A 2,129-nucleotide genomic window follows, 5' to 3' on the forward strand; every position below is an offset into this window, starting at 1 on the left:
TCTTAAACCTCTCACTAATTTCTAATCTTTGAACGATTTCTACTTTAGTTGGTATTTTATAATTAGCTAGTTTATCTTTACAAAACATTCTTATCTTTTTTTTAGCTTCTAATGTGCTAAAATTTTCATTTTGTTCTAACACAATCTTTACACAAACACTTTGGCCTGTTAGAGGGTTATTTTGTCCATAGACTAAACAATCTTGTATAAATGATATTTGCATTAATATACCTTCTACTTCTTGGGGTAATACTTTTTCTCCACCAACATTAATAACTTCTTTATTTCTTCCGATAATTTTAATATATTCTTCACCATTTTCATTGATCACTTCAACCAAATCCCCAGTAGCAAAGTATCCATCATCTGTAAAAACAGAGTTATCGGCATTTAAATAACCCAAACTTTGCATATTGCTTTTTAAAAATAACTCATTATTGATAATTTTATATGCTATGTTTTCTAATTTAAAATAGTTTCCAAAACTTTTTGTTTGAGCAATACCTACTTCACTTGTGCCAAAGGTTTGATGAAATTTAACTTTTGGAAAACTTTGTTTTAATTTTGCAAGTAAAGTTTCTGACATTCTTTCTGTGCCATAACTAATAACCTTTAAAGAGTTTAAATTATATTTTTCAACTACATTTGCTACCAACATTAAACTAAGTAAAGAAGGTGAAGCGGGCAAGAGTGAAATTTGATATTTTTCTATGGTTTGAGCTAGAGCTTCAATATTTTTTCTTTCCTTTATAGCAATTGCACAAGCATTCATACTAAGACAGTTAAACAAAGTATTCAAACCACCTATATGATCAAACATTAAAAATAATAAAATATTAAGTTTTTTTGATTTTTTATTAAGATAAGTATTTAAAATCTTATCAAGGTCATGCACCATAGCTTTAGGTTTACCTGTGCTGCCACTTGAAAATAAAATCAAACCAGGTTTATTATCATCTATAAGTTTTTGGATTAAATCATGATTGTTATAATGTTTTTCCTGTAGCTTATATTGATTATTTTTAAATAAAATATCGCAATTAACTTCGGCAAGTTTGTTATCAATCTCACTTTCATTAATAAATGGAATAATTATTTTATTAAGCTCAATACAAGCTAAAAATAAACTTATACTTTCAAAATCATAATCACCTACAATACCTACAATGTCTATATTTTTAAGATCTGCTAATAAGCTGATTTTATTAATCACATTATTGCATAAATCATTGTAAGTATATTTTTGTTCTTCATAGATTAAAGCATGTTGCTCTTGATTTTTACTAAAAACTTTATTTAAAAAGACATTTTTAAACTTATCCATTTACTCCACCTAAGTATATTACTTGTCCTGTTATAAAATCACTTTTTTCATTAATAAAAAAATCAACCACATTAGCAAGATCTTGAAAACTACCAAATCTTTTTATAGCTTGCTTATTAAGTAAATCTTGTATTTTATCTTTTGGGACATTTTTAATTAAATCAGTAGGAACTGGAGTAGGTCCTATGGCATTACAAGTAATACCAAATGAACTTAATTCTTTAGCACAAACTTGAGTTAAATTACAAATAGCTGCTTTTGATGCAGCATATATAGCTTCCCCTTCTAACCTTAAAGCAACCGCAACAGTAGAAAAATTTACAATCCTATAAGGCATAGCAACTTGTTCTTTTTTATAAGTTTGGCTCATAATCTTTGAAACTTCTCTTATAAACAAAAAACTACCATAGACATTAGTTTTAAAAATATTATCTAAACTTTTAAATGGAGTTGTTAATATATGATTCATAGCTGCTACACCAGCATTATTAATTAAAATATCAATTTTTCCAAATTCTTTTTTTACACTTCTTACCATAGAAACTACAGCTTTTTCATCGCAAACATCTAATTCAAAATGTCTGTAGTTTTTATGATCTATACTTGCTTTACCTCTTGAACAACCACAAACTATATGATTTTTTGCTAAATAATATTCACTCAGTTCTTTACCTATGCCTTTTCTAGTTCCTGTAATAATGATGATTTTTTGCATTATTCTTGCTCTTGGAGTTTTTTAACTATATAATCAGTCAAGCTTTCAACATCTTTAAATGGAGAATTTCTGGCACTCATCATTTTTTCA

General features: G+C 27.0%; 2 protein-coding genes. Both read right to left on the bottom strand.

The window, feature by feature from the left end; all coding sequences use genetic code 11:
* Positions 1-1,324: ANL family adenylate-forming protein (locus tag CAMP18497_RS08105; protein WP_337213721.1), on the bottom strand; the 1,324-nt coding region annotated here is incomplete at its 3' end.
* Positions 1,317-2,039 carry an SDR family NAD(P)-dependent oxidoreductase gene (locus CAMP18497_RS08110; RefSeq protein WP_257941840.1) on the bottom strand — a complete coding sequence of 241 codons (723 nt, stop codon included), beginning with the start codon at positions 2,037-2,039 and terminating at the stop codon, positions 1,317-1,319. The genes CAMP18497_RS08110 and CAMP18497_RS08105, both read right to left, overlap by 8 nt.
* Positions 2,040-2,129 lie beyond the last annotated feature (90 nt).

This window comes from Campylobacter sp. W0066.1 (assembly GCF_024723635.1).
Lineage (GTDB): Bacteria > Campylobacterota > Campylobacteria > Campylobacterales > Campylobacteraceae > Campylobacter_D > Campylobacter_D lari_C.

Excerpts from the sequence above, each read along its gene's own strand:
- CAMP18497_RS08110 (WP_257941840.1), bottom strand. The coding sequence starts at position 2,039 with ATGCAAAAAATCATCATTATTACAGGAACTAGAAAAGGCATAGGTAAA.